Raw genomic sequence first — 24,405 nt, 5'->3', positions numbered from 1 at the left:
CTTTTCCAATATACTATGTCTATAATCGGGAAAAGATTGGACGTGTTTTCAGGCTCAAGAGTGGATTCGTGATCGCACAATATTGGAATGCATCATTCTGACGCAAAGGCCCTGCGTAAAAGGCATGATATTAAACAGTGTCGAGTATGCGCCGATATCCTTGGTGTCCCCCTGTGAAAAATCTACCGCCCCGTTCCTTCTCGTAACTCCCGCCAGGTAGTGTATAGCTTTATCGGCATGGTTCAGACAGATTTGGGTAAGGCCCGGAACACGCGAAGCATTCAGCAGGAACCAGCCTAAAGCGGCGGTCGCTGAAGAATCGGATCTGCACTCCCGTCTGGTGACCGTCCAATTCCAGCCTCCGTTCGCTTGTTGAAGTGATATCACCGCAGTTGCAAATCCCTTGATGCTTTCCTCCAAAGACGCTTTATATTTGTGGCCTGCCGGCAGTTCAAGCCAACTATCGATAAGCCCCAGCGCATACCAGCCAAGTCCCCTGCCCCAGCCATATATGCCGAGAGGCATTAAATCCCCGATTTGATAGGCATGGCAGGGGATATGGCGATCCTCCAGCATGCCGTGCAGTTCATACTGTTTGATTTGGCGGTATGCCAAATCTATACACTCCGGTTTGTTGTATTTGATTCCATAGGAGACCAGGAATGGACATACAAAACCAATCGTATCGACATAACGATAGTCCTTCATGAATGTCCGGTACATAATCGTACTGTCTTCGCCAATATGTGCTTCTATCATCCTCCATGTTAACTCAAATGCGGCTCGATAATGCTCCAGGTCAATAAATTCCAGTTTCATCACAGCGTAAGCAAGAATGGCCCCATCCACATATTCGGGTTTTTCAATCCAGTCACCGCTACTGTCAAACCGGGAATCCAAAAAGCTCCAAACTTCTCTCTTCACCGCTTGATCGTCATGTTGTTTTAAATATTCCGATAACCCAAGCAGCAGTGAAGCCTCTTGCCAATGCTGAATGGCCCTTTTCGAGTAATTTCCCCTTAACATGTCGATCACAACCCATCGGGTATGATCCGTTACCTTCATTCTGGGTGTGTGATTCAACCATTTCACCGCTGTATACGTAACGGCTCGGCTCCACGGGTCCTTGCCGGCATATCTCCCTATATGAATCCGCCCTATCCAATCTCTAATAACCGGTATGACATCGATGAGAATAACAATCAATATGGCGCTTGTTAAAACGAAAATAAAACCCGGAATGGTACTCCCCTCCGTCAACTCTTGACTACATGCATAATTGATAGAACTTATGAATTTCCGTTTCTGTCCCTAATTGTTCACGGGATAAATGATCAACAAATGCATTTCTTAATGCCTGATCTTCAATTAATTTCTTGATTCCCTCGGATATAGCTTCGGGTGTCATATCTACGATAAGGCCGTTTTCGTTGTGAATGATTTGATCCTTCACTGTGCTGAAATTCGTCGCCACAATGGGCTTGCATAGTATTTTTGCTTCATCAATTGCGACCGGTTTGCCTTCAAACCTGGACGGCTGCACATATAGATCAGCCATCCTGATATAGGGATAAGGATTTTCCTGCATTCCCAATAGAATGAATTTTTGCTGAAGATGATTTTCCTCGATCATCTTTTCCAGCTTCATCCTTTCATTACCTTCTCCAATCACCAGCCATCGGATGTCATACCCTTCGCGAATCAACATCCCGCAAGCTTCGATCGCCATATCAAAGCCTTTTTGGGGATGCAATCTTCCTACCGAAACGATAGTGAAGCCTCCGCGCTTCAGGTCGGCGTCCTCGAAGGATAGTTTATTGATGATATTCGGGGATACGATATTGTGCATCAGCGCGATTTTATGGCGGTAATGCGGAAAACGCCCCTGAAGAATTCGAACGCTGCTCTCGGAAACGGAGACGATATGATCTAATGCATCAAAATATTGCTCATCCAAATCCGGATCCATCCCCAGTTTGTCATAATCATTATGGATAAACCCGATTTTCTTCAGCGCATGTACCTTCTCCACGCAAAAATAAATCGGATTCTTTTCAAGGAATCCGACGGCAATATCGTAGGTTTTGTCAATGCTTTTTAACGTTCTGGATAAAGGCTTCCAAACCCTTTGCTCGCATTTTGCCCTATTTTTTTCCGACCTGAAGATGAAACCCGCCTGAATTCTTGATACGGCGATATCGACTCTTCCTTTTTTCAAACAGCCCGCAACAGCAGCTTTCGCAGACATATCGAAATATTGGAATTCCGATGGTTCAGGCAATAAAATCACCTGCTTGGGAGTTTTCGAGAAAAATAACCCTTCATGCTTGAATAGAAACAAATCGACATTAAACCTATTGTAGTCCATGGTTTCCAACAATGAAATGAGAGCCTTCTCTGCTCCGCCGCAGTGTAAATTGTTCATCACAAATAAAATGTTTTTTTTCATAGAACCACCTAGGTTAAAAGTTGGTATAGCTTGTTAACTTCTTTCTCAGTCCCCAATTCCAAACGCGATAGATTTTCTTCTAAGGTGCATCTGAAATCTTTCTCTTGGATCAGCCTTCCGATTCCTTCCGCAATCGCTCGCGCACTCATTTCCACGATCAGGCCATCCACTCCGTCCGTGATTTGATCTTTGGCCGTGCTGAAATTTGTGACGATAATCGGCTTGCTCAGAATCTTGGCTTCGTCAATCGCGATTGATTTCCCTTCATATCTTGAGGGCTGCACATAGATATCGCATCTTTTTATATAAGGATATGGATTTTCTCTAAAGCCCAACAACTTAAAGTGATGATCCAATCCATATTTTTTAATCATTTTTTCTAACTTCTTTAATTCACTGCCGCTGCCCAAAACGTACCATCTGACCTTAAGACCTTTGCCGATTAATTGCCTGCAAGCTTCTACCGCAATGTCTATGCCCTTCTCATGGCTTAGCCTGCCTATAGTAACGATGTTTGTGAAGCTTTCTTCCAGGATGAAATCATCTTGAATTTCATCTTCGGCTAAGCTCTTGATGACTTCGGGCGCAATGATGTTGTGAATGACTCTCACTTTGCCTTTCAAATTCTTGAAGTTCTCCTTCAGAGACTCCGCGCATTCCTTGGACACCGTAACCATATAATCCAATTGTTCAAAGTAAGGGTAATCAAATCGATAATCCATACTTGAGCTTGAGTAGTTTGTATGAATCCATCCGATTTTCTTGTTGGCTCTGACCTTCTCCACCAAAAAATAGATGGACGATTTCTCAAGATATCCAATAGCTGCATCGTATTCTTTACTTATCGCATCATGCGATTTGGCTATATACTTCCATGAATACTGCTCTGAAATATCCATATTGTTCATCATTCTGTTCATCGCAGTATAAATGATTCTGGAATAGGCCAAATGGAACTGACCGTTTTTCAAAAAATGAATTACGGAGCTTATCATACGACGGGTATAAGTTCTATAATTTGCCGCCAGCTCCAGAATTTTCACTTCGCTGGGTATTTGATTTACCAATACCCCTTGTTTGTTAAACAAAAACAAGTCGACATTGTACAGGTTATAGTCGATTTGGCTTAATAAATTGATCAAGCTTTTTTCCCCGCCGCCGGCGGATAAGCTGGGCATCACGAAAAGCAAATTTTTTTTCATAGCATCCCCTGCCGCCTACATCGCTAACTCAGTTAAATATTCTACAGATTGATATGCCATTTTTTGAATATGGGGGATGGACTGCTTCAATTGCCGGATCAAAGTCCGTTCCTCCTTGATCATTTCATCGAAAACTGCCGTCAATTTACTGCTGTCCGAAATATCGTTTACACCCAATACCAGCTTTTCTTCCCCGAAAATATCCTTTGAAATCCCCCTCGACTTAATGCTGTAACCCAGCACGAGCGTTGGCACAAATGAGGAATAAGCGGCAATCGTCGCATGCGTTCGGGCTCCAATGAAGAAACGCATTCTTGCAATATACCCTTTATATTGCATCGCATTAAGATGATCCGGCAGCAGAATGACCCGGTTCGTATATGTAAACTCGTTAAAAAATTGAAGCAGCAGCTCATAATCATTGTTGCCGTCCTGGATCACATGAGGTGTCAATGCGATTGTCATATCCGTCGTATTCAAGATATGCTGAATCAAATCCCTGACTGCAGTCCGGGATTGCTTATTCCGATTCCATACCAGCGGGCTGAAATTAAGTCCAACCGTATTTCCTTCCTGCCAACCTTCAGGAAGCGGAAGTTCCTCCTTCTTCATTGTGAAAGCGGAGTCCGCACACAGCTTTACATTGGTCAGCCCCGACTTCTTTAATAACTCAAGGGTCAATGTTTCGCGGGCCAGGATTAAATCGAATAATTTCAAATCCTCCAATTTTCTCTTCGACAAATCCTCTTCGCCGATCGAGCATCCCCACAACACCAGCTTTTTACCTTGTGCCTTAATTCTTTTGTCGACCTCATAGATGTCCGGCTGCTCCCCGTAACAGTAATTGTCCCCGCCTATCGATAAGCATACATCCATGTTACTGACATGCTTGGTGATATTGCTCTTGATTTTCCCCAATGCATAAGATTCATCTTGAAAGAGCTTTACCTTAAGTGAAGAGACCCACCAACCCAGGGAGTATTTGGTAATCGGACTGTCGGAACCGTCGTATATTTCGTCCAATTCGGTGATGATCCGATCTGTTTCGGGTTTCCCGGAAGCCAAATAAACCTGCGCTCCATTGATTCGGTCCTTGATGATATGAGTGGTCGAACGAACAATGGCCTCACATCCGCGGTTCAAGCTGCCGCCGTGCGCAAACATGAAAACTCTCACGATCCATTCCTCCTGTATGATTTTGCTCTCAATCTGCTGTAGCCTGTAATGCAATACAATCCGATGACGGATTTCCTCCGGATCAGATGCAGCAGTACTTTTTCGTACCTTCCCAAAAAGGGATAATTCTCTCTGAAAAATTGGGGAAGGGCGTTTCTGACAACGTGATGCTCAATCATATGCTTGACGTACCGATATCGCCTGCCGAAGCTCATCTCTTTAGATGGCCGAAGATAGATATGGATGTACGCCATCACGTTGTGGATCAGCTTAATGGCTTTTAACCGGATGACTTCTTCCCTCCGGAGTTTTCCTGCCGGAATTTCCGGAATCTCCTGGGCAAAAACCTCCAAGGCCCGTTTGAAGTAATCTTTATCCGATATATTCCGGGTCGCGCTTCCCGCAACCTCCCTGTAATGGTATCCGGTGTAATCGATATATTGAAAACTGGAAGCCCGACTAAAAAAACGAATGTTAAACATTCCGTCTTCCCCTAAAGCAACTTCATCCGGAAACTTGATTCCGCTGTCTCTGACGATCCGGTTTTTATAAATTTTGTTGACTGCAGAATTCAATTTATCGGTTTTTAGGAAATAAGGTAAAAACTCCTCTTCAATATCGTCTCTGCCCAGTTTGACGTTTACCGGAAACGGAAATCGCGTGATCACTTGATGTCCGTCGATTTCCTCTTCAAAGTTGCATAGGACAGCATCGACATCATGCCGTTTGGCCGCTGAGTACAGCTTTTCGTACATATCCGCCTCGATCCAATCATCCGCGTCGACAAATCCGATATATTCGCCGGAGACCGCTTCCAGCCCCTTGTTCCTTGCCGCGCTTACTCCCCGGTTTTCTTGCTCGATCAGCAGGATTCTACCATCGGATTTTCGGTAGTCTTCGATAATTGCCCCGCTGTTATCGGTCGAACCGTCATTGATGAAAATAAATTCGCATGCATGAAGAGTCTGCTTCTGCAGCGATTCGATACATTGGGCAATATAAGGCTCGGCATTATAAACGGGAATGATTACACTCACTTTGACGCTCAATTCCAGGCCACCCTTCCTTCCGGATTGCGGTTCCCGATCATGGCATACAGCTTCTCCAACTCATCGCCGTTGCTGAAATCCATATCCTTCAGATTCCTGACCAGATGGGCCCGCAACGCTTCGCTATGGTACAGCCGCTCAATTCCGCGAGCGATTCCTTCGACACTCAAATCGCAAATAATGCCGTCATAGCCATCTTCCACTTGGCTGCCGGCAGTCGGATAATTCGTGATCAAAATCGGCTTGCCCAAAATTTTCGCTTCCGTCACAGTAACCGCCTTGCCTTCGTAGCGGGAAGGCTGTACGTAAATATCGCTTGCTCTCATGAAAGGGTATGGGTTCAATTGTTTCCCCAGCAAGATAAAGCGATCCTCCAGGCTGTATTTCGAAATCAATTGCCTAATCGCGGATTCGTCGCCGCCATACCCGACAACATACCAGACGATATCGTCATAACCCCGATCCTTCAGCAGTTTCAGCGTATGAACGGCTTGATCGATTCCTTTGGCGTGAGACAGTCTGGCTACTGTCATCACCTTGAATCGACGATCGGAAAGGAGGGGGGATGTTATCTCCTCATCCGCCAATGTTCGGACAAAATTCGGAGAAGTGATATTCTCAACGACCCATACTTTGCTCTCCAGTTCGGGATATTTCCGCAAAAAAGAATCCCGGCACGCTTCCGATACCGCCGCAATATGATCAAATTTGTTCCACATGCTCATATCCATAGCTCTGTCGGTTTCCACCGTGGAATAATCCGTATGGATCCAAGCTACCTTCGTATCAGCATTCACCTTTTCCGCAACAAAATAATGCGGCCACAAATAGCTGATCGCCATATCATACTTCTTTTCCATTTTCGGCAAAAACGGCAAAGCATACTTCCACATGAGTTGCATTTGATAGTAACCCGGCTCCGTTATTCTTTTCATTGCTCCCATAAAGCCTGCATGCATCTTCGCAATCATTCTGGACAACCCTATTGCATACTGCCGATTTCTTAGAAGCTCTCCAATCGATTTTCTGAAAGCCGCATAATGCCGATTTTCTCTTAATAAATTCACTTTTTGAGGAAGCAGGCTCATAAAATCGCCTTGATGTTTGTAAAGCATCAAATCGACGCTGTGATGCTTGTAATCAAACTGTTCAAGCATGCTGATCAGGCTTCTTTCTACTCCCCCGACCTCCAGATCGAAAGAGGCTATCAAAATCTTCTTCATGGCTATCTCCTGACTATCCCGTAAATTCCTTAACAATTTTTCTTATCCTGGCAATATTATTGCCGCCGATTATCCCGGCAAGCATCTGTTTCAACCGACCCTTTACTCTTGCCCCGGGCGGAAGCCAGCTTTTATAAAAATGATGCATCGCATAAGTATTATCCATCATGAGCGTTCTGCAGTTAATATAATCATAGGGGGAAAAATAAGTCTGCGGATAAAAAGCGCCGATTCCCTCGATTTCCTGATATTGGCCATTTGCCTTCAAGCCCATCTTCTCCAGCAGCGCAGTGACAACAGCGACGTTGGTGATCACATCATAGCCTCCGCCTTCCTTGATAAAGCTCTTTTCGCTGTAGGAGTCCAAAAAAGCTTTGATCAGCTTGTTGCCTTTGGCCGCTCCGATCGTGCTTGTAGCGATATAGTTCTCTTGTTCGAAGCCCCAGAAGGAGTCATGATGCAGCAGAACATCAAAGGATTTAAACACTTCGACATCTGTATCCAAATATACCCCTCCGAAATGGTATAAAGCATATACCCTGACATAATCGCTGACAAAGGCGAATTTTTTTGCTTCATAAGCCTCTTTCACATATAAATTGCAGCCGATATCAAAATTTTGTTCGTTCCATTGTTTGATTTCATAATCCGCCAGATGCGTTCTCCAGCTGTCTATGCACCGGTTGACGATTTCCGGTTTATCCTTTCCCCCGAACCAACAATAGTGGATCATCTTGGGGATTTGAGGGGTCAGTGCCATTCGATCACTTCCTAAATTTGAATGAATAAAGTTTTTGACTATGGGAGTCTGTCCGGCGGAGAGATTCCCATAGTCAATAACTTTATACGGGCATCAAACCCATCCTCACACCATACCATCGACGACCGGCGTCTAAGGTTCTGTCCAAACCCACAGCATGACCGAGTGCTTCCATTGATAACGGTAAGGAGACATCACCGGATGTAAATACATTCCTGATCAATTCGTTCTATATAGTGAACTTTTATTTAAAAAAATAGTGCAATTTGTCGTATATTCACAATAACTCACCCTTCAACCCTCATTTTAGTTCTTTATATAGAACATGTCAACCAATTTTTACTATCCCAAGCGTACCGTTTAGGGCACTCTCGTAAAAGCCACCACCCGGGAATCCGAAAGCTGATTAGCTAATAAGCGATCGAACAACCCGCCTTTTTCCCCGGCCAGCTGATTGAAGCAGCCGATCTGCATCACCTTTCCCTGGTCCAATACAATGACCTGATCGGCGTTTCGAATGGTCGACAGCCGATGGGCAACCACGATAATCGTCATTGTGCCCTTTAAATTGTCCAGCGCCTGCTGAATGTTCGCTTCATTCTCCGTATCGAGCGCGCTTGTCGCTTCATCCAGAATTAGAATGGACGGTTGTCGCAGAATCGCTCTGGCCACAACAAGCCGCTGGCGTTCCCCTCCGGAAAGCCTGACGCCTCTATCGCCGATGATCGTGTCCAACCCATCAGGCAGCTTCTTGACAAATTCGGCGGCCGAGGCAAATTTCAACGCCTTCCAAATCTGTTCTTCCCGTGCATCGGGTTCGATCAACAGCAAATTTTCCCTGATGCTTGCATTAAATAAGAACGGATCCTGAGGGACATAGCTGATCGAGCGTCTGAAGGAAAAAATACGATCATCTGTCAGGGGATCGCCATCGACACATATTCTCCCTTGCTCCGGCTTCAGCATGCCCATGAGCAGATCGATGAGGGTGCTTTTTCCGGCTCCGGATGGCCCGACAATCGCAGTCATGCTTTTGGCCGGAATATGTATATTAATATCCTGGAGTGTCGGCACAGCTTCATACGGATTATATCGAAAATAAACATGGCGACATTCCAGACCTTCATTCATATGAAGGGGCTCTACCTTGTTGTTCATATGTTCGCCTTCCGATTCCTTGGCAAACTTGCAGTCCCTTTGCAATTTCATCAACGCTTTAAAGGCGGGAATCGAAGCGGCGATTTGCTCCAGATTGGACTGAATGCTTGTAAAACGCGGCCATAATCGGGAGAAAATAAGAATAATCAACAGCAATTGCTCCCCCCGGGCATCAAACACCGCAACGGAGAAATAAATAAAAACCGCGATGATCAGTGCGAATGCAATCTTGTAAAGAAGCTGCGAATTCGTTGTCAGCTTCGAGTGTTCATACCGTTCATGCGCAATTTGTTCACACCAGGAATTCAGCCACCGGTAGCGTGACTCTTCAAGCATATTGCTCTTGATATCCTTGATTCCGTTAAAATGATCGGTGATCCCCGCAAGATATATTTTGGCCAGCACTGTGGTTTGATTCCCCAGCATTTTGGCCTTGCTGATAAACCTGCGTGACAGAAAAACACTGATCATCCCGCAGAAAAGCACAAACAAAGTCATTTTCACCGACAGCCAAAAAGCGATGCCGACTTGGATCAGCGTAAACACAAGAGAAGCCAAAAACTGCAGGAACAAATTTGTCCCGCTCGTAACCCGGCCCAGCTCCTCCGTCAGGGAATTGATCAGATCGGATTTTCTTTTCTTCGTGAAAAAATCCCAATTCGCCAACAGTAGAGCGCGGTAGGTTTCCAATCGAATATGGTTGATAAAGCCGGTATGAATCTTTATATCCCGCAGGCTCAAATTCCTTTTAACAAAACTCTGGCCTATGATCAACACAATATAAATCCCTAGGATGAGCAGTAATCCGTAGGTTTTGGGGAAGCTCATCAGGAAAGAAAAATAACCCGAAACGGGAGTCGAGCCGATGCTCAAGTTCAGCATTCCGGTCATGCTCAGCATCGGGATTAACAAGAACACGCCTATCCCGTCAAGAAGGCTGATAAAAACGATTCCCAGGAGGTTGAAATATAGGATTCTTCCTGCATAAGCATGCAGTTTTTTGGTGAAGTACAAAACAGCTTCCATAATAACCTCCCTAAGAAAAGGCACGCTTCTTCGTTTTTCTCCAGGCCCATAACACGGGGCGCAGCGGGAAGTATAAAAAATGCAGTTTTTTAGGCAGCGGCAGCGTCTCGGCATCCTCATGGTAAGGGTATAAAAAACTGGAAATGAACAACAGCTTTTGCTGACCCGACATCAAGGAAAATAAGTGGCGCTGATGGTGCCTGGCCACATGCTCCGGCAGAGGGGGCGTATGCAAGTTCACCATCTCCTTTATATAAAATACCGCATCCTGCGCCAGTTGCCTTGAACGGGGCTTCAGCAAGCCCTTCATTTCCGCCGTAACGCGCGTATTCAACAACTCTGATGCCAGGATTAGCGCTTGACCGCCCACATGAACATACTGATAGCTTTTTAGTAAGAGATGCAGCCTTTTCCAGTCCAACGGCTGCTTCACCAATCGGCGGATATCCTCCAGCCACCGGAGTCTTGACCAACCATGACGCGCGCCGTGGGTAATCAAAAACAGGAATAAATCCTCTCTTCCCAGCATGTAAACCGGGTGATTCGTCAGCGGACTTAACGCTTTGCGTTCCCAAAACTGATGAAAGCTTGGTTCCTTTCCTGGCCCTGGGTTCAACCTCCAATGAATTTCAAGCTTGATTCCTTTCTTGGGATGAAGAAAAGTGATATGATGATGCCGCCACTTCCAGTCGCTCAATACGCTCTGGATATAGTCGTCTTTCTCGTAGCCGAGCTGTACCAGCAAGCGTTCCATCTTATAAAGGTCGCAGGACTGGATCAACAAATCCAGATCCATGGAGCTGCGCAGGGATAAATCCCCGTAAAGATAGTCGGCAAGCACCGGCCCCTTCAGAAACAACGCGCGGATTTGCTCATTCGCCGCCAATCGGCTGACCTGCTCCATTTCCCCGCTTAAATACAGCATTTCATAGGCGTTTCTTTTGTATAAATGATGCAAGGCTTCCAGAACACGTCCGGGAACCTGCCGTTCCTCCATATTTTTTAACGTCGTATAAATGCAAGGATAGACCCTGTGATGGATCACGAGCTGCAGGAACAAATCCCAATCGATCCCCCGGAAATCCGTCTTACGACCGGGCGATCGGCCGATATCCTTGCCCTCTGCACTCATGATGTCCAGCAGCAATCTCATCTCGCCGGATAAATCCGATAAATCCAGCACGAAATTATTGTCCATCAAGCTCTCCTTCAACCTTTTCATTCATCAATTTGGCGAATTTGCCCACTACCGTAAATGTCTCCATGCCCTCCGCACCGGTAATATAATAGGGACCGCTGCGCAGCCAAGCATGCGCAATCATTTTTCTGCCCTCGTCCTTTGCCGTACCCAAATAGAGTGTGCTTTCAATACGGCGCCTTTCCAGCATCTTCATTGCCGCTATGGCTCGAACCAAACATTTGCTTTCCCAGGGCGCATATTTGCTCATTATTTCGATCGCCTCATGAACCCGACGCAATTCAAGCTTATTCGCGCCAGCGGGTGCAGCCGAAGTTTCCGCCATATGACGGCCCAATGAAGGGGCAATTTCGATAAACGGCCGAAGAATCAATATTCTCGCCCATCCGAGGTAAATAAACGCCTCTAAAAGCAGCAGCTTCATGCTTATATTTAATGATAGGAACAATTTTGCCTTGCGTATGATATTCATCGTTTATTCCCCAACTTTTTCTCCAATTTCAATTAAACCCTCATCGAATAAAAGCTTTAAAAAAGCTAATACCTGTTCTTCGCATTCCGACTGCTCGACTTCATATTGGGCCATTAATTCGGCAATCACTTGATTGGCTGAAACCGGCTGTTCGAGAAGATCCCAAATGACCCCTCCGATTTCGCCCAAATTGTAGTATTTTCCCTTTTGGACATTGAGCATGACTTTCTCTCCGTCCATATCGCTAATGATGTTACCTTTACTTTGTATAATGAATTCATCCGGTAAAATATCAATGTCCTTAATCATAATTGATCCCTCCATCACTGTTTATCGCATCCAGAATGATGGACGCTAATTGGGGAGCCGAAAACCCGTCCATATTACGCCGCAATCGAAACAGTTCGATCCGATTTGCAAGGCTCGCGGAGGTATTAAAGTGCCATTCCATCAACTCCATACGCGGAATGAGAAAGCTGCGGTACGTATGAACAAAAAGCATTTGCAAACGTTCCAGCTTATGTACCGGTTCGATTCCGATCTGTTCGCCGTCACCTTTGACCAGCTCGAAAACTCCCGCAAGCGGCAGCGGACTGGAATGGAACTTGGCTGATACGGGAACGCTGTATTTTGTTTCCCGCCCGAAGATCGATAGGTATTGACTTATTTCCATTCCAAAGCTGTTCAGACTATCCTGCCAAAGCTTCTGCTGCGGATAAGACGGGATAACCAGCGGAACTCCCCCTGAAAAGGAAACGGCAATCACGTCATCGCTCAACAGCTGATATCCGCGGCTCATAAAGGCCGAAGCCAACGTCGATTTCCCGGCCCCTGAATCACCAATGAATGCGTACGCTTTTCCGCCGATAGCCACCGCGCTTCCATGCAGCGGGAGTATTCTTCTCTGCAGAAGCAATGAACCCATGCATGTGCCCAATATATAAAGGCGAATGAGCGCTTCATCGGCGCCGCTTCTTGGTGTGCAAACAATCCGTTTGCCCTCAAGTATCGAAAAGATCGCTGTGTCGGGCATTTCCACCATGATAACATCCTTTTCCACGACAAACTCATAGGGCGGTTGATCGAACGGCTTGGGAGTATTATCGATGACGACCTCAATATCAACCGGATTATCTTCTTGGTTAACCGAAGGTGACAACTCCGGCAAAGGAATATCACTGGATATCCGAAAGCCGAAGGCTTCATACATCAGTTTTTTGGGGGGTTGCAGCATTCTTTTTTCACTCCAAATTTTTCCGGTCGTATTGTTAAAAGCCCCCATACCTTCTTTAATGGAATTGACAGGGGCTCTTAACAAATAAATTCCGCCTCATTCGGTTCTTGCTTTAGCTGGTAAAGCGATAGTATGCCGGAGCCGAATCATCAACAGTATGGCCCGGAATATATGCTTCGTCCGTATACGGTCCGGTCACCGTCGAAGCCATCGTCATATTCACGTGCAGCACTTCCAACTCAGGTTTTTGCCATGCTTTTTTCATGCTTAACTCACCTCCTTTCAAATGTATTTTTTGAGAAATCGATAAACAATCAAACTGCGCATAAGAAGCTTGGAACCGGGATCGGATGCATATTCCGGACGGACTCCATCCCGAACCTTTGCCAAGGCCGCCTTGACCGCCTCGCCATCGACATATTCCAGCATCCTCTTGTCGGAGCTTAACTGCTTGATTTCCTCAATAAATGTTTTCCAATGCGGAATCATTCGATGAACCCAATCCACGCCTTGCACACCGCGGACCCGTTGATTCAACCTGACTTGATCAGGCAAAAGCTGTTCGGTCGATCTCCGGATCAGAGCCCGATCCAATCCGTTTTGAACATATTGTTCCTCCGGCAGCGATAAGCAGAAGCGGATGACCCTAACATCGTTGGTCGGATCGCGTTTCCAGACGGAATAAGGCAATGAAAGCTTTGCCGCCAATGTATTGCTTGCGTTCCAATGAAACACGTCCTCAAAATGTCTCTGTCTTTGTTTGTAAATATTCGATTCCGAAAACCAGCCCGTGTGGCCGATCCCGTAATCCTGCAATTTTTCAAATACGTTGGTCCTGCGTGCAAAAGCTTTATTGATAAGCATTGGCATTTGATAGGATGTGCCTGACGGAAACATTCGGGCCAGAAGCGGAAATGCAACTTTGGCAATGACCGGAAGCCTTCGCAGTCTGTTGCCTCCCCTATTCCTGCTGTATTGATCCAATTCATGGTAAAGACGGAGCCATTTCAGCCTTTTTAACAGAATCGCGTAATAATCGATGGCAGAACCCCATGATATGGACAAATTGCCCCGGCCACCGTTCAGCAGAACCCCTATCCCTTGCTCATGGGCTTTCTCAAACATTCCCTTGAGCCAAAAAGAATTCTCGAAGAACTTGTACGGCATTTCCATCAATTCAAGAAAATCATCAACTTCCGTATAAGGATCTCTTCCCGCAAAATCCAAATAATGGTCGATGATTCCGCCGACATATTGCACGGTTGACTTAATATACGGTCGCTCGTCAGCCATCATGTGTCTGGATGTAAAATCCTTAAAGTCACTTGGAGGGATATAGCTGAATGTGTGCATCTGCCGGTTTCCCGCACGCAGGGCTTTGGCAGCGAAGCTTACCACGGCCCCCGAATCCAGCCCTCCGCTCAACTGGGCCCCGACCGGCCGATGCGTGCGCAAACGGGAGGTGACCGCCTCTTGAAAAACCTCCCGAAAAGCTTCTACGTAATCTTCATTGGTTCTGAGTTTCAGCACTTTTCCTGAAGCTAATGTGCAATATCTTGCAAGCGTTAAATGACCGTTTTCAATCGAGATACTATGGGAAGGAGGGATTTGTTCGATATTTTGATAACTGGTAATCGAAGCGTCAACCGCATCATTCATTCCAGAGATCGCCAAGAACTCGGCCAGCCATTCTTCATTCAAGCGACTTCCAATATAAGGAAGGGAAAATAACGGTTGAATGATCGTGCAAAACGCAAAGCGTTTCGCATCCCGATAATAGTAGAGTGTCCGTCCTCCGGAGAAGTCCCTTGCTCCGAACAGCTTGCGCTTTCTTTCGTCCCAAATCATAAAGGCAAAATCGCCAATCAAATATTTGGGCGCATCTTCTTCCCAACTTCGATAAGCCAGCAGGATCAACTCGCTGTCCGTCATTTGTTCTCTCCGTCCGCGCTCTATCTGTAGCAGATCAAACAGCTCCTGACGATTATCAATGATCGCATCCGCTGTAATCGCCAATTTTCTTTCCGAGTCAAAATACGGGAGCTGCTCCTCAACCGATTCGGGTGTAATCCACTGCGCATGGCAGCCGAGAAAGATCGGTCCGCTGTGCCATGTTCGAACATCGTCGGCAGGAAATTTCCGCAGGGCATCCATCAGCCTTCCGCTGTGTTCGACAATCTCAGGGTTCCAAGCCCCCTCATTAAATTGATAGATTCCTGCAATAGCGCTCATTGTTTCCTCCTGCCCTGCAATAAGCCCATTAGGCGTCTGAAAGCTCGTCAATTGTTCTTTTTGAAGAACACTAATATGCAAATTAACACTTTCTATAACGGAAATCACAGCTTAAAAGTACCACCCACTCATCTGTTTGTTCTATATAAAGAACAATATTAGGATATCATCTTGCTTCATTGATGTCAATAACTCCCCGCACGATTTGTCCTTAATATTGCATTGTCTTGACAAGCCGTTTGGCCTCCCCGAACATCGTGTCGATCGTTTCATAGATATGAACGACAAACGAAGAAGCCGGGGATGCATCGGACTTCATGATGATCGTTCTGCTGCCGCTGGACAAGCGGTCCGTTCCGGTAAACGAAAAGCTTTGAGAGCCGATAATGCCCCCCGTTTTATCGGTTAATTCCACTTCCATTTTGGACAAGCCTTGATTTGGAACAACCACGTCCCGATGCCGGATATCCAGATTAAGAATTAATTTATTGATCCATGGCATTTGATCGGGGCCCTGTGAAGAATTGTAATAAGTTAGAATCCCCCCGCTGTTTATATTTACATTAAACGGGTAGAAAGAAAGACTTCCGTCATCTGTTTGATCACCCACCTGTGTTTGAAACGCCGCGATCGGAATATAGAAAGGCGAAGCGGTCTTGCCGTCCAAAAGCTTCATCGTCAGTTCGTCCCCCGTCTCCTGATCGGGTACGATAAAATAATATTCGACCGCATAGTTAATATGCGGAATTAAAATTTTTTCCTCGAAGCTTTGCCGAATGCCGATATAGCTGCTATCGTCATGTCCGCTCTTCAGCTCCGCTTGGAAATCGGGAACCGCTACGGGTTGGCCGCTCTGATTCTGAAGCTTAAAGCTCGCCACAACCACTTTAAACCCATCGCCCTGATAAAGATTAAGCCCCTCCAGAGAAACGTTGACCATGGACGGAACGAGTCTATTCAACGCATTGAATCTGATCGGTTTGTTCCAGCCGTATGGGATTGGCCGATTGGTTATATCCAAGATACGCGGGTCGACCGGAATTTGGATGTTGATACGGGCGACCGTATAATTGATGCTCGTCTGGCTATCCGCTGCAAAGCTTTCGGGAGTGCGGACGCTTAAACTCCACAATGTGACAGCGTCGTCTGTGCGTATCGCGTAGTGTATATATTTCTTTTCTCCGGGTTCAAGCATTATCGGACCCTGCTCTGTCCGCTGCCCCTTGTAGGTCGTCTGATTCGATTTGCCGTCAATCGTGAAATCGGGAAGCCACTGTTTCTTCGAGCTTTTGTTTTGAACCTGGAGAACGACCATGGTGGCAGGCCCCTCAGAGGTATTCTGCACAAATAAGTAGGCAGGTGTAAATTCCAATGCGCTGGATAAAACCGGAATCGTAAAAGGCTCTCCCCACATCTTGGTCACTTTCGGACTTTGCAGGGAAGCAATAGGTAAGGTGAGTACCGGTATGGCTTGTTTCGGATACACGGATTTATTGAACTTCACCCAGGAGAGCGTCGAGAGTGAAATGTCATCCTTGCGCTTGACAGTCAGCATGTAACTCAATTCCACCTGTTCCTTCGGCTGGATGAAGCCCGCATTTGCGGAGCTGGGCTGCAAAACGTATTCAGCGCCGCTCGCTGTCCTCATTTCCAAAGCATAATCCGGGGTCCTGATCGAGCGCGTTCCGTTATTATACAGCTCGACCACCGCGCCAATCCGCGTGCCGTTGTAGCCCGCTTCATTAAGAATCGATTTGACCTGCACCGTCAACGTATCCGTCAGCCGGTAATTGACCGGTTCGAGAACAGCCGCTGCTTGCTCTGCCTTTGCGTTGAACGGCACGGATACGATCAGCATGGTTGCAATCATAATGCTCGAAAAAATAGATTTTGCCCGCGATTTTTTCACCATCGCTCACTCCAATTATTTTTGAATTTGTACATTAACCAACTGAAGCTTGTCTTTGTCTTTCAATTGATTTTGACCGGAGATCACAACCATTTCCCCTTCTTTGACGCCGGAGACGATTTCCTGATTCGGCTCATTCAGACGGCCCAGCCGTACCTTCCGTTTTTCAACCGTATCATGATTCAGTACAAAAACGTAGGCATCTTCCCCATCTTTTACAATACAGTAGCTTGGAACAGTTATGGCCATCAGATCCTGCTCATCGCCCAGGAGAACCTGCGCCTTCATTCCCGGTTTTAAATTCATCTCTTTGTTTGCCAGTTCAAGATTGAGCTCATATTTGTTCGTCCGCTCATCGGCAATATTGGAAATATAAACGATTTTCCCTTTGCCTTTGATTTCAGTTCCCTGCACAGAGTAGGACAGCTCTGTCTTTCCTTGTATAAATGCCAATTCTTCCGGGGTTAGCTGCGTAACGATTTTGATGGGATCCAGCTTTTGAATAACACCGACTTTGGTGCCCCCCTGCAACATCATTCCTTCCCCAACCGGCACATCGGTCAATACCCCGCTGATGGGCGCTTTTATCTTGAGCGCCGCCAATGCTTGATCAGCCTGCTGCAGCGCAATTTGCAAACTTTGCACCTCGGGGTTCTTTTGTCTATACTGCTCTGCAGCAGCCGTTTGCTTTTCCTCAAGCTGCGCTACGGCTTGATCCAGCTGATCTTTCGTAGCCAAACCGTCGTTATAATCATTTTTGATTCGATTGTAATTTTCCGTCATGCTTTTTAAATCCCGGTTCAATCTCATTGTCGATTGCGCCAAGGCGTTCTGTGCAGCTTTCAGGTCCAAAAACGTTCTTTCTCTTTGGAATTCGGCCTCGGTGGAATGCAAGTTGATGAAGACTTCCCCCTCTTTAACAAAATCACCGCGCTTTTTTAAAATTTGCACAATATCCCCTCCCGTTTTGGAGATGACATCCAAGGAAACCGAAGGTACGATATCTGCCGAAACTTCGGGAATATCTGCGATTTTGTGCTTCGTTACTTTCATGACCTCCACTTTTTTCGATTGCTGATCGGAAGTCGTTGCCTGGTTCGATTCAGGTTGTCCCCCGGCCGAGCAGCCGTTAAGAACAGCAATGCCAAGTACGATAAGGATGAAGAGTTTTTTCATAAGCCATAAACCCTCTCTTTCATCACGGGAGATATTCCCGCACATCTCTGCGGTTTATTTTGTTTACCACAATTCCCAGCAAATTGGCCTTCATCAGTGCAAAATCTTCCTTAATCTTATTCGCTGCGGCCTGTCTCAATTTGCCGTGCTCGACGACCAGCAGCACGCCTTCGCTTGCAGCGGCAATCAGTTTCGCATCGGTCAAATTTAAAATTGGCGGCGTATCGATCAATATGACGTCATAGTTTTGCTTTAATTGGGCAAATAAAGAATGCAAACGATCTGATAAGAGCAGTTCCGACGGAGTGGCGGGCACCGTTCCAGATGTAATCAGCGAGAGGTTTATGACAAACGGGTCTTTGATGATGTCGTTTATGGCCAGACGGCTTTCCAGATATTCGGACAATCCCCCGGCATTGTCCATACCGAAAGCAAGATGAACCGCGGGGCTGCGAAGATTGGCATCGATCAGCACCGTTTTTTTTCCGGATTGCGCAACGGCTGCCGCCAAATTCACAGCTGTAGTGGTTTTCCCTTCCCCACGGTTGCTTGAAGTAATCGTAATCATTCGGATGTTCTGATCAAAGGCCGAACATTCCAGATTGAAGCGGAGCGACCGGTAGATTTCCGCGATTTCCGAGTTCGCATGTATCTGCATGATCATTTTGGGAAAAGTATTTTTAGCTGCTGCTTGACGCATGAGACGCCTCCCTAACTTTTAGATTGCGCCTGGCCGGTGACCCGGTCTCTTTTTCTTTGATTTTTGGCACCACGGCCAATGTCGGTTTATCAAATATGGAACGAATGCTCACTTCGGATCTTAATGTATCATCTAAGGAATCGAGCAGGAGAATAATCCCGACGGCGACCACTATGGAAACTACAAAGCTTAGCAGGACCGTTTTTATGTATTTATGTGAATTTTGATTGATCGGCTGGGAATTGTCTTTCATCTGTGCGGCGTTCAGTACGGTCACCCCTGAGACTTTCATAATTTTGGGGATTTCCGATTTGATCACTTGGGTGACGTCATTCGCAATTTTCACTGCCCGTTCATAGGAGCTATCCTGCGCCGTGATTCTGATAATTTTCGAATCGTTGACAGTCGACACATCCACGGATGAGTTCAACTGATCTGCCGTTAAATTCAAATCCGGAAACCACTGCACGACTTTATCCATGATGACCGGGGTTCCGATGATGACGCTGATTGCCCCATAATCGATTTGTTTTTGCGACCCGTCGTTATTGATCATAAATTCGGATGAAGCCTGATAGATCGGGTTATACTTGTCAGAGGTAAAAACTGCGGCGGGGATTGTGAATACCAACGCGCATACAACGATAATCCATACGCGTTTTCTTAGCATTTTGTAGTATTTTCTGAGATCGATTTCCATTGTCGCCCTCCTAAGTAAATCCAATGCTCGCTAAACATTTGCAAGATTAGACACAATGATTAGACACGCTCATGATACTAATTGTAACTTTTTAATATATTAATTAATTTATGATACTTTTCGTATCATGTCAATCTCATCTTTATCAATCTATTAAACTCACAATGCAAATGCCTAATATTTATTTTATATGGTTATTTCCAATAGATTCCCCAGCCCTTATTTATTCCGAACACCCTAAATCCATAAATTCGCGCTCTAACACGCTTCTTAGAAAAAATAAGAGGGATGGCCAATAGCAATTCAGAATGCAATCATGGTAGGTTTAGCCCGAGATCGATCAATAATTTGGATTAAGGGGGTAAAACCATGAAAGCTGGTCCCAAACTATCTTTGGCGATGGCGGTCGTTTTGCTGCTGTTCGCGTACGGTCCCATGCTGTATACCAGCGAAGCTTCATCTGAAAATCCTGCCGTGTCTATGGCGGCGCAAATGGCGGTTCGCACTTTTCCCAGCGGTTCCCCGGATGTCGTCTTGTGTTCCGGCGATCCGAAAAGGGCCGGGGACGTTGCAGCCGGCCAGGCCTTGGCCTCTTACCTTGCAGCGCCGCTATTGCTGACACAAAGTTCAAGTGATTTAGGAAGACAGACAATCCACGCATTGTCCCTGCTGGCTGTTCCGGATGTGAATCCGGATAATGACGTGCAGCCTTATCAGCCTCAGCCCGGCAAGCCCAAGCTGTACCTCGTTGGCAACGCTTCCGCCTTTAGCCCGTCATTGCTGCAGAAAATCAAGTCGATGGGCTACCCGGTGGAGAAGGTCAGCGCTGAGAATGAAGTCGGGCTGTTGAAGAAGGTCGCAGACATTGTGGCTCCATCGCTGCCAAGCGGGCAAGATGTCAAAGGATTTCCCGCCAGTTGGGTCACCTATGCCGGGAATCAGGAACACAACCCGGTCTTTCCTGTTTCCGACTCGGCACCCAATTTGGAAAAACAGGGGGTTTCATGGAATTTTGCCGAGAAAGCGGCGATACCTTTCGGGCTGGAATTCCCTGATTTAAATGAATTAGGAATGCGGAACGCTCCCGTGAAAATGACTCAGAGTCTAGGTAACGCGGTAGGGGTTACCGCTGTGAACGGCATCATTTATGCCGAGTCGGATGACGCTCATCTATATGCACTGAATGCCAAAACAGGTAAGCAGTTGTGGCAGGCGGGACCCGCGGTGAATTGCCTTATGGGCAACCCTATCGTCGGCAACGGATTGGTCTACGTCACTGCCGGCGACACTGGATTTTCCTTTTCCCAAGTCATGAAGTATCTCAATTCGCAAGGAAAAACGGAGTTGACACGGGGTCTTTTGTATTCGGCGATTTATGCATATGACCAGAATACGGGTCGTCTCGTCTGGCGCCAGGATTTCCAAGGAAATGCCATGCCGAGTCCTGCGATCGTAGACAACACGGTTTATGAGGCGACTGGAGATGGACACCTCTATGCCTTTGAATCCAGAACGGGAAAGATGTTGTGGAAAACCGATCTCGGCGGATTTGACAGTATGTCGTCTGCAAACTTTTGGAGAAATCCCCAAACAGGGCAGACCGAAATTATTGTCGGCGTATCCGACGCGAATAACGTGGTCGCGGTGGATGCTTCAACAGGGAAAATCTTATGGAAGCAGTCGACGAGCTTGGATATTTTTAATACCGGCATGGGGGACAATACGCCGGCAGTAGACCAAAATAAGGGATTGGTATTCCAGGATTCAGTTGTGGATCACGATCCAAAGACCAATACGGTTGATTTGGCGGTGTATGCCATGGATGCGCAAACCGGTACTGTAAAATGGTATCGGAAGCTTGGACGCGGGAGCACTCCGCCAGCTTACAAAGCGGGGATCGTCATGGTGCACAATGGGGTAGTGTATGTAGGGAGCCCAACTACTTCGAGCCTGTATGCCTTGAATGAAGAGACCGGCCAACTTCTCTGGACCTACCACTTCGAGAATACCGGTCCCGCAGGAGCCGGACGTGGCAGCGCCGTTTACGCATACGACGTTGTCTGGGTAGCGGCGGGTCCGACCGTGTACGCACTGAATCCGGCGACGGGCGAGAAGTTGGGCTCATACAATCCCGGAGGCCGCTTTGGTATTGTAAACCCGGTAATTGTAGGGAAAACAATGTATCTGGATAACTCTTACGACTGGGTTCACGCGATTCCGTTAAACAAGATTTATCCGGGCCTTAAGTAGAACATCCCGCCGGCAAGCGATATAGGACAGAACAGAACGGCTCTCCGGTGGGAAAGCCGTTCTGTTCTGCTTGGTTTCTCCGAAAATTTGTTTATTCTTGTCCTGAAATTGAGTTGTTCTTGTGTTTGTATACCAGTTCCATAAGCATAGAAAAAACGAAGTTTGAATATTAAAGAATGTGACAGTTCCAGGCATCGATACCTCTCTAACCTGTCTATAATTTGGATATGATTCGTTGGACGACATCCAAAGAAAAGTTTATAATATACCTGATTTGATAATAAGCTGAATATTCAGTAGGAAAGGGGATGAAGCAGATGATCGAGGACGTATGGGGGGATAAAAATGGTCGTCACACTTGAAGCGCTGCCTCGCCTCTTCTTAATTCGCGCTACCATTCCATTGATTTGCCTAATGGTTCTATTGTCCAATTCAGGTTCCCGTCTGTTTCTTCTTGGTCTCTTCCTTGTCAATGCTCTGGACGTGCTGGGAGGATTTATCGCACAGCTTGTATGGCAACCGAGTTTATGGGACTATCGATTTGCAGTGATGCGTGATGCAGCCTACGCCTTGGTATTCTATATCGCTTTTATACTGAGTCCCCAAGTCCCCGCTTTGGTTCTGGTCCCTTCAGTACTTACAGAACTATTCGTCCTCTTCGGCTTTCGCGTTTTTTATCGCGCTGTCATCCTTGAGATTGTACTTATCTTTACGCGAATGGCGTGGATCGGGTACCATCATCACCGTCTATTGCATCCGGCTTGGTCCATCGGGATTTGTGTTGCCAGTGTGATCATGGGACTGTTAGGTCTCGAAATCACACGGTTGGAAGAATTACAAAACAAGATCAGGCGTCAGCGTGAGCAGCTGAAAGAAACCCTTACCGAAATGCTCACAAACACTCTGTCCCCTAACGGTCTTAGTGACAGGGTATTAAAACAGGAAGATATCAGTCAAATGCTTGAAGAGATCTGCCAAGCGGCAAATCGCTCAAAAGGCCGAGAGATTGGCCAACGGTTGGCGCAGGTCATCGCGGTTAAGCAGACCGCGGCGAATCTTTTAACACCGCGTGAATTGGAAGTGCTTGGCCTGGCTTCTGAAAAAAAGTCGTACCGGCAAATTGCTCAGCAGCTACAGGTCAGTGAAGGAACTGTTCGAGCGCACGCGGCTAGTATTATGCGTAAAGCGGAGGTGCATAACCGCGAAGAAATGGTCGAATGGGCTCGCAAGCATCGACTTTTATCCGACACACAGGGCCACAGCGGCGCATCGGAAACCTCCGAGGCGTTTCACCACTCATAATTTGCCGCAGCTTTATATATGAAATATCCGATCATCGCTCCGAAAGTGTTTAATATGAGATCATCAATGTCAAAACTCCCACCCGTTCGATTCCGAAGATCGGGTTCAGTGCTGCCCTCACTTTTCCTCCTCCATCCGATACAAGCTTCACTTCATAATTCCCCCTTATAATACACTAAACCCGTGCAAAAGGACCAAAAAAACCGTCATGATGACGGGGGCTTTGGCATTTGGGATCCATACGCGATATTGAAATCATTCTGTTGGGGACCGGGCAGCGATGGAATCGACACCACTTGATTATTTTGGTACATAACCCCGCCGTCGCCCGCTGTCAGTTGGGGATTCCCACCGTTGACCATGCAAGACTGAAAAGCCGTTTCACCATAATCAGCCAAAGCAGCAATACCCAAATTCACCTCTGGCGCCTCTTCAATCCACTCGGCCGACGTCTGTGGACCGGTGTAATTGACACCTTTCTTTGCAAATGTCCATCCTTGTGTCCAGTCAATCAGTTGGATTGTCCATGTTCCATCGGACTGTTTGGAGATGTTCGCCTGCATCTTGTCACCTGCGTTAACGGGATACTTCGATGGGTCAATGACGGTTTCCGGATTGGGCAAAATTTCCCACCATGCGTAGTATTGAGTTTTTCCGTTCACATAGTTTTGCGCCGTTCCCGTTTGGATCAGATTACTGTTGTTGAATCCGTCAATGCCGATCCATGATGCAGAGTACACGTCTTTACCCGTTGAAATTCCTAGCAAGGAAAGGATAAACTGCAAAACCTTCTGCCACGGTGTAACGGGCTGGATTGGCGGAGCTTTTACGGCAGGCACGGTCCAACTGCCGGACACGCTGGAATACGCTCCTTTGTCTGAGCTGCTGACAGCGTAACCGGACCAGTTAGTCGAAGACCAGCCAAACTGTGAGGCGCCGATGAATTCGGCTTGCTGAACTTCATGCGGGATTCGGACCCTGTGTCCCCGGCCTTTTTTCGTTTTGTATCTCCATAGTTGCATTTGTCGTTACCTACCTTTGTGTTGGTTTGAAGAAATATGGAAACTGAATATATCAATTCCAAATCCCTCCTCCCTCAATAAATTAATGTTTTCTTCGTTTTTCTCGCTTTTACGCATGTTTTCATCTTTGACGCACGAAGCGCTTGAGGATAATATTTGACGAAGAG

22 protein-coding genes are annotated in these 24,405 nt (G+C 46.5%); 2 read left to right on the top strand and 20 right to left on the bottom strand.

From position 1 onward, the window contains the following. Nucleotides 1–54: 54 nt before the first annotated feature. From VF724_RS03805 to VF724_RS03720, 18 genes are all read right to left on the bottom strand, one after another. The gene (locus VF724_RS03805) at nt 55–1,083 is read right to left on the bottom strand and encodes a glycoside hydrolase family 88 protein (protein WP_371752893.1); all 1,029 of its coding nucleotides are present in this window, start codon (nt 1,081–1,083) and stop codon (nt 55–57) included. Between the two features lie 184 nt (nt 1,084–1,267). Continuing rightward, nucleotides 1,268–2,449, bottom strand: coding sequence for a glycosyltransferase (locus tag VF724_RS03800; protein WP_371752892.1), 1,182 nt, complete (start codon nt 2,447–2,449; stop codon nt 1,268–1,270). An 8-nt stretch (nt 2,450–2,457) separates the two neighbouring features. Then, nucleotides 2,458–3,651, bottom strand: a complete 1,194-nt coding sequence (locus VF724_RS03795; RefSeq protein WP_371752891.1) for a glycosyltransferase — start codon at nt 3,649–3,651, stop codon at nt 2,458–2,460. A 15-nt stretch (nt 3,652–3,666) separates the two neighbouring features. Beyond that, complete coding sequence (locus VF724_RS03790) at nt 3,667–4,827, bottom strand: polysaccharide pyruvyl transferase family protein (protein ID WP_371752890.1); 1,161 nt, start codon at nt 4,825–4,827, stop codon at nt 3,667–3,669. Beyond that, nucleotides 4,824–5,876 carry a glycosyltransferase gene (locus tag VF724_RS03785; RefSeq protein WP_371752889.1) on the bottom strand — a complete coding sequence of 351 codons (1,053 nt, stop codon included), beginning with the start codon at nt 5,874–5,876 and terminating at the stop codon, nt 4,824–4,826. The genes VF724_RS03790 and VF724_RS03785 overlap by 4 nt, the downstream gene beginning before the upstream one ends. After that, nucleotides 5,873–7,099, bottom strand: a complete 1,227-nt coding sequence (locus tag VF724_RS03780; RefSeq protein ID WP_371752888.1) for a glycosyltransferase — start codon at nt 7,097–7,099, stop codon at nt 5,873–5,875. The genes VF724_RS03785 and VF724_RS03780 overlap by 4 nt, the downstream gene beginning before the upstream one ends. A 13-nt stretch (nt 7,100–7,112) precedes the next feature. Further along, nucleotides 7,113–7,859, bottom strand: a complete 747-nt coding sequence (locus tag VF724_RS03775) for a glycosyltransferase family 32 protein (protein WP_371752887.1) — start codon at nt 7,857–7,859, stop codon at nt 7,113–7,115. 360 nt (nt 7,860–8,219) lie between these two features. Beyond that, nucleotides 8,220–10,043 (bottom strand): ABC transporter ATP-binding protein, encoded by a 1,824-nt coding sequence (locus tag VF724_RS03770; RefSeq protein ID WP_371752886.1) that lies wholly within the window; start codon nt 10,041–10,043, stop codon nt 8,220–8,222. A 10-nt stretch (nt 10,044–10,053) separates the two neighbouring features. After that, entirely contained in the window at nt 10,054–11,241 is a 1,188-nt protein-coding gene (locus VF724_RS03765) for a nucleotidyltransferase domain-containing protein (protein ID WP_371752885.1), read from the bottom strand. Beyond that, a complete protein-coding gene (locus tag VF724_RS03760; RefSeq protein ID WP_371752884.1) occupies nt 11,231–11,713 on the bottom strand; it encodes a lasso peptide biosynthesis B2 protein in 483 nt (160 codons plus the stop codon). The genes VF724_RS03765 and VF724_RS03760 overlap by 11 nt, the downstream gene beginning before the upstream one ends. A gap of 3 nt (nt 11,714–11,716) precedes the next feature. Next, on the bottom strand, nt 11,717–12,022 hold the full coding sequence (locus VF724_RS03755; RefSeq protein WP_371752883.1) for a lasso peptide biosynthesis PqqD family chaperone: 306 nt from the start codon (nt 12,020–12,022) through the stop codon (nt 11,717–11,719). Further along, nucleotides 12,015–12,947, bottom strand: coding sequence for an HPr kinase/phosphorylase (locus VF724_RS03750; protein ID WP_371752882.1), 933 nt, complete (start codon nt 12,945–12,947; stop codon nt 12,015–12,017). The genes VF724_RS03755 and VF724_RS03750 overlap by 8 nt, the downstream gene beginning before the upstream one ends. Nucleotides 12,948–13,059: 112 nt before the next feature. Then, nucleotides 13,060–13,212: a paeninodin family lasso peptide gene (locus VF724_RS03745; protein ID WP_371752881.1), complete on the bottom strand. Its 153-nt coding sequence runs from the start codon at nt 13,210–13,212 to the stop codon at nt 13,060–13,062. A gap of 17 nt (nt 13,213–13,229) precedes the next feature. Beyond that, on the bottom strand, nt 13,230–15,179 hold the full coding sequence (locus VF724_RS03740; RefSeq protein WP_371752880.1) for an asparagine synthase-related protein: 1,950 nt from the start codon (nt 15,177–15,179) through the stop codon (nt 13,230–13,232). 211 nt (nt 15,180–15,390) lie between these two features. After that, nucleotides 15,391–17,091 (bottom strand): hypothetical protein, encoded by a 1,701-nt coding sequence (locus VF724_RS03735; RefSeq protein WP_371752879.1) that lies wholly within the window; start codon nt 17,089–17,091, stop codon nt 15,391–15,393. Between the two features lie 12 nt (nt 17,092–17,103). Further along, nucleotides 17,104–18,264: an efflux RND transporter periplasmic adaptor subunit gene (locus tag VF724_RS03730; RefSeq protein ID WP_371752878.1), complete on the bottom strand. Its 1,161-nt coding sequence runs from the start codon at nt 18,262–18,264 to the stop codon at nt 17,104–17,106. Nucleotides 18,265–18,286: 22 nt separating this feature from the next. Continuing rightward, complete coding sequence (locus tag VF724_RS03725; RefSeq protein WP_371752877.1) at nt 18,287–18,964, bottom strand: CpsD/CapB family tyrosine-protein kinase; 678 nt, start codon at nt 18,962–18,964, stop codon at nt 18,287–18,289. Beyond that, nucleotides 18,945–19,664, bottom strand: coding sequence for a YveK family protein (locus VF724_RS03720; RefSeq protein ID WP_371752876.1), 720 nt, complete (start codon nt 19,662–19,664; stop codon nt 18,945–18,947). The genes VF724_RS03725 and VF724_RS03720 overlap by 20 nt, the downstream gene beginning before the upstream one ends. 369 nt (nt 19,665–20,033) lie before the next feature. Here VF724_RS03720 and VF724_RS03715 point away from each other — a divergent pair, with 369 nt between their 5' ends. Then, entirely contained in the window at nt 20,034–21,914 is a 1,881-nt protein-coding gene (locus tag VF724_RS03715) for a PQQ-like beta-propeller repeat protein (protein ID WP_371752875.1), read from the top strand. A gap of 345 nt (nt 21,915–22,259) precedes the next feature. Continuing rightward, the gene (locus VF724_RS03710; protein ID WP_371752874.1) at nt 22,260–23,216 is read left to right on the top strand and encodes a helix-turn-helix transcriptional regulator; all 957 of its coding nucleotides are present in this window, start codon (nt 22,260–22,262) and stop codon (nt 23,214–23,216) included. Here VF724_RS03710 and VF724_RS03705 read toward each other — a convergent pair. Beyond that, the gene (locus VF724_RS03705) at nt 23,204–23,272 is read right to left on the bottom strand and encodes a hypothetical protein (RefSeq protein ID WP_371753049.1); all 69 of its coding nucleotides are present in this window, start codon (nt 23,270–23,272) and stop codon (nt 23,204–23,206) included. The genes VF724_RS03710 and VF724_RS03705 overlap by 13 nt on opposite strands. 150 nt (nt 23,273–23,422) lie before the next feature. After that, on the bottom strand, nt 23,423–24,238 hold the full coding sequence (locus tag VF724_RS03700) for a G1 family glutamic endopeptidase (RefSeq protein ID WP_371752873.1): 816 nt from the start codon (nt 24,236–24,238) through the stop codon (nt 23,423–23,425). Between the last annotated feature and the right edge of the window lie 167 nt (nt 24,239–24,405).

It is taken from the genome of Ferviditalea candida (genome assembly GCF_035282765.1).
GTDB lineage: Bacteria > Bacillota > Bacilli > Paenibacillales > KCTC-25726 > Ferviditalea > Ferviditalea candida.
This window is presented reverse-complemented; position numbering and strand designations above follow the sequence as displayed.